Here is a 4,473-nt window from a genome sequence, read left to right as displayed (position 1 = left end):
TAGGCTTAGTTAACATAGGAGTTTCTATTTCTAAGAAATTATTTTCATAAAAAAAGTCTCTTATAACCTTTGAAGCTTTAGACCTTGTTTTAAGATTTTCTTGCATAGAAGGTTTTCTAAGATCTAAATATCTATGTTTTAATCTCATATTTTCTGATACTTTATCATCATCTTTTACATATATAGGTGGTGTTTCAGATTCATCTAAAATTATAAACTTACTAGCTAAAACTTCAATATCTCCAGTGGGTATTTCTTTGTTTATAGATTGTCTTTTCCTAACTTTTCCTTTTACAGCTAAAACATATTCAGATTTTACTTTTTTAACCTCTTCAAGTATTTCTTTTTCTAAGCTGTCATCAAATACAATCTGAACAATACCTGTTGTATCTCTTAAATCTATGAATATTAAAGAGCCTAAATCTCTTTCTCTTTGTACCCATCCCATAAGTACTACTTCTTTTTCCTCATCTTCTTTTCTTAACTCTCCACACATATCAGTTCTTCTTAAATTTCCCATACCTTTTCCCATGTTAAACCTCCTAAATTATTACACCTCTCATGACTGATTATCAGAAAAGAGAGGTATTTATAAAAACCTTTATTATATTCTTGATAAATTTGATTTTATAGCTTCTTTTTTAACAGCCTCTGATACCTTATAAGCTACTTCTTTATTTAAAGCATTTGGAATTATAAAATTAGGACTAAGTTCCTTTTCATTTATCATTCCTGCAATAGCATAGGCTGCAGCTATATTCATTTTATTATTTATATCCCTTGCCCTAGCGTCTAATGCTCCCCTAAATATTCCCGGAAAAGCCAAGACATTATTTATCTGATTAGGATAATCTGACCTACCTGTCCCTACAATTCTTGCTCCTGCATCAATTGCATCCTCTGGAAAAATCTCTGGGATAGGATTTGCCATGGCAAATATAATAGCATCGTTATTCATAGATCTTACCATATCTTTAGATACAGCGCCTCCAATTGACACACCTATAAATACATCTGCTCCAACTATAGCATCCTTTAAAGTGCCTCTTAAATCATCCTTATTTGTTATACCAGCTAATTCATCTTTTACCCAATTATTTGTAGGTGAGTCTTTATATATAATTCCTTTGCTATCACACATTATAATATTATTTATTCCAAGTCCTAGAAGCATTTGCACAATAGCGACTCCAGCCGCTCCACTACCATTAATTACTACTTTTATATCTTCTAAATCTTTTTTTACAAGCTTTAATGCATTTATAAGTCCAGCACTTACTACCACAGCTGTTCCATGTTGATCATCATGGAATACTGGTATATCTAATTCTTTTTTTAATCTTTCTTCAATTACAAAACATCTTGGAGCCGATATATCTTCTAAATTGATACCTCCAAAAGTAGGCGATATTCTTTTTACCGTTTCTATTATTTCATCTACATCATTAGTATTTAAAGAAATTGGAACTGCATCTACATTAGCAAATTCTTTAAAAAGTATAGCCTTACCTTCCATAACAGGCATACTGGCTTCAGGACCTATATCTCCAAGTCCTAAAACAGCACTTCCATCCGTTATTACAGCAATCAAATTACCTTTAGCAGTATATTTATATACAGCTTCTTTATTTCCATAAATTCTTCTACAAGGTTCTGCTACACCTGGTGTATAAGCAACACTTAAATCATCATTTGTATTTATATTTACTTTGGATGTAAGCTCAATTTTCCCCCTATTTTTTTCATGCATCTGTAAACTTAATTCTGAATAATTCATTAAGTAATCGTCCTTTCTTTGAGTGAAATTAAATAGACTAGGGTTTTAATGCTAATGGAATTTCATATTATTTTTTTTATATATAATTTCAGATACTCGATTTATATAATCATGTAAGCTTTTAAAATTAGGTACTCTTCGTATTCTATCTTTTTTAGGATAGTAAATTTTTGTTACAGCTCCTAATCCAAACCCAATTATTGTTTCTTTTTCTTCCATCATAGAAATATTATATATGCATTCTTTAGAAGGTTTTGTATACCCTATATTTTCTAAGTTTCCAAGTATTTGTTTCTGTCTATACATATAATAAGGAATTAGTCCTTCTTTGGTAGCATATTCTGATGTTATCTCGACCATTTTTTCAATGTTTTTATTGTCTTCTAGATCCTTAATAGACTTTTTATATAACTGAGATCCTTTCTTTAAAGACAGAATATGTACTGTTAGATTATCAGGATCTAAAGATTTTATTTCTTTTAAAGTGTTTTTAAATTCTCTAGTATTTTCACCTGGAAGACCTAATATAATATCCATATTTATTATATCAAAATCTACTTTTTTAGCAAGAATATAAGATTCTTTTATAGAATGAATATTATGGTTTCTTCCAATTCTTTCTAAAGTTTTATAGTTAAAAGTTTGAGGATTTATACTTATTCTATTTACTCCATAAGATTTTAACATTTCAAGTTTTTCTTCATTTATAGTATCTGGTCTTCCAGCTTCAACCGTAAACTCTTTTACCCTATTTGGAAATATAGTTTTTATCTTATCGATAATTCTTTCTAATTGATGTATTTCAAGTGAAGTTGGAGTACCCCCTCCTATGTAAATAGTATTCAGCTTTCTATTTTTAAATGTATCTTTTGTAGATTCAATCTCCAAAATTAAAGTGTCAATATATTTTTCTACTATAGCTTCATTTCCTTCTATTTTAAAGCTTGGAAAAGAACAATATGAGCACTTACTTGGGCAAAATGGAATGTTTATATACAGACTAAATTTTTCCTTATCTCTTGGATATAGATGTTTTCTTTGAGATAAGGCTATATTTACTATTAATAAAGCTTTTGAACTTGTAAATTTATATTCATTTTCTAAAATATTTAAAACTTTTTCATTAGAAAACTTCATATCTATAAGAGTGTGAACTACTTTTACAGGTCTTATTCCCGTGAGGATCCCCCAGGGTAAAATTATATTTAGATATTTAGATAAAGATCTATATACTACCTTTTTTATAGCAAGTTTTTCAATTTGTTTTTTATTGTATGAATGTATATTTATACTTTCAAGATCTTCTTTTATTTCTTCCATTATAATATTATTATAATAAATAGTTGCACATGCAACTGGTTTTTCTTTATTATTAGTTAATTTACTTATAATTAAATACCCTTTATTTCTATCTAAATCTACCTTATCTAGGAATTTAATTTCTTTACCTTTAAAAAAGGTTCTTATCAATTCAAATAAATCATGTCCATAATTATGTCCTTCAATATATAATTTTATAATTTTTATCACCTTTATTTAATTTAAAAATGGATTAAATAGTTTTTCTTCTCCTATTGTTGTTGAGTCCCCATGTCCTGGCCATACGATTGTATCTTCATTTAATACTAGAAGTTTTTCTCTTATAGAATTTATAAGTACTGATGAATTACCTCCATGTAAGTCTGATCTACCAACTGATCCTTTAAATAAGGTATCTCCCGCAAACAAATTGTTACCTACTTTTAAAGAAATTCCACCTTCAGTATGTCCTGGAGTATGAATAATTTCCACATCAATATTTCCAAAATTAAACTTATCTCCATCATTTACAAGTATAGAAGGTTTTATTTCTAATGGTTTTATAGACATTTGACTAGATAAATTTTGATCACTATTATTTAATAGTTCAAGTTCATCTGAGTGAGCCATAATAGGTATATTTAAATCGTTTTTAAGTTCTATAACTGCGCCTATATGATCTGCATGTCCGTGTGTTAAGACTATATATTCCATTTCTAAATTATTTTGCTTTATAAATTTTAATAAATCATCTGCATTTCCTCCAGGATCAACTATAATAGATTTCTTTGTATCTTCATCTACAATTATATAACAATTTGCTGCATATAATCCTGCCGGTATTCTATAAATTTTCAAATTGCTACCTCCTAAAATCCTTTTTTACTATCTAATAATATAGTAACTGGTCCATCATTTAATAAATCTACTTGCATGTTAGCTCCAAATTTACCTTCTTGAGTTTTTATACCTTTTTGTTTTGCCTTTTCAACAAATAGTTTATAAAATTCTTCACCAATTTCTGGAGATCCAGCCCCAGTAAAGCTAGGACGTCTACCCTTTCTAACATCTCCATAAATTGTAAACTGAGATATCACTAAGAGTTCTCCTTCTATATCCACTAAGGATAGATTCATTTTTTCATTTTCATCTTCAAATATTCTAAGCCCCAATACTTTATCTACTAAATATTCTAAATCTACCATATCATCCTCTTTTCCTACACCTAAAAAAACCAATATGCCTTTTCCTATTTGACTTATTTTTTTATCATCAACACTTACAGAGGCTCTTTTTACCCTTTGTACTACAGCTCTCATTTTATTCCTCCTAAACAGTAATTCTATAGCTCGTTGCAGAACTCTACAACTCGCATATTTACTACGTTTATTTACATT

General features: G+C 28.6%; 5 protein-coding genes. All 5 read right to left on the bottom strand.

The window, feature by feature from the left end; all coding sequences use genetic code 11:
- On the bottom strand, positions 1-532 hold a 532-nt coding region (locus ACTHW2_RS05935), incomplete at its 3' end, for an OB-fold nucleic acid binding domain-containing protein (RefSeq protein WP_442263050.1).
- A gap of 72 nt (positions 533-604) precedes the next feature.
- Positions 605-1,777, bottom strand: coding sequence for an NAD(P)-dependent malic enzyme (locus tag ACTHW2_RS05930; protein ID WP_442263049.1), 1,173 nt, complete (start codon positions 1,775-1,777; stop codon positions 605-607).
- A 51-nt stretch (positions 1,778-1,828) separates the two neighbouring features.
- Positions 1,829-3,307, bottom strand: a complete 1,479-nt coding sequence (gene hemZ / locus ACTHW2_RS05925) for a coproporphyrinogen dehydrogenase HemZ (protein WP_442263048.1) — start codon at positions 3,305-3,307, stop codon at positions 1,829-1,831.
- A gap of 6 nt (positions 3,308-3,313) precedes the next feature.
- Complete coding sequence (locus ACTHW2_RS05920; RefSeq protein WP_442263047.1) at positions 3,314-3,934, bottom strand: MBL fold metallo-hydrolase; 621 nt, start codon at positions 3,932-3,934, stop codon at positions 3,314-3,316.
- Between the two features lie 11 nt (positions 3,935-3,945).
- Positions 3,946-4,473: D-aminoacyl-tRNA deacylase (gene dtd, locus ACTHW2_RS05915; protein WP_442263046.1), on the bottom strand; the 528-nt coding region annotated here is incomplete at its 5' end.

It is taken from the genome of Tissierella sp. (assembly GCF_052089545.1).
GTDB lineage: Bacteria > Bacillota > Clostridia > Tissierellales > Tissierellaceae > Tissierella_A.
Note: the sequence above shows the minus strand (reverse complement) of the source record. Positions and strands in the feature narration are given on the sequence as shown.

Bases quoted from the DNA above. Each gene is read 5' to 3' on its own strand.
- ACTHW2_RS05930 (WP_442263049.1), bottom strand. From the start codon at position 1,777: ATGAATTATTCAGAATTAAGTTTACAGATGCATGAAAAAAATAGGGGG.